Raw genomic sequence first — 207 nt, 5'->3', positions numbered from 1 at the left:
CGAGTTCGGTGTCCGGGCTTGCACGTCGATGATCGACCCGCACAAGCACGCGATGGCCGAGTGGCTCAATCAGTGGGCCGTCGAATGTGCCGCGCAAACACCTGATTGCCTGCACACGGCCACGTTCGACCCCGAGGAGTCGGCGGCGTCGTACGTCGGAAAGGCTGTGGAGTCGGGCGCGCGAATCTTCAAGTCCCACATCCAGGT

1 pseudogene is annotated in these 207 nt (G+C 63.8%); it reads left to right on the top strand.

Annotated elements, in window-relative coordinates:
- Positions 1-207 (top strand): annotated as a pseudogene (locus tag QM596_RS29675) (amidohydrolase family protein); the annotation flags it as partial.

The organism is Rhodococcus sp. IEGM 1406, assembly GCF_030056745.1.
Lineage (GTDB): Bacteria > Actinomycetota > Actinomycetes > Mycobacteriales > Mycobacteriaceae > Rhodococcus_F > Rhodococcus_F erythropolis.
Note: the sequence above shows the minus strand (reverse complement) of the source record. Positions and strands in the feature narration are given on the sequence as shown.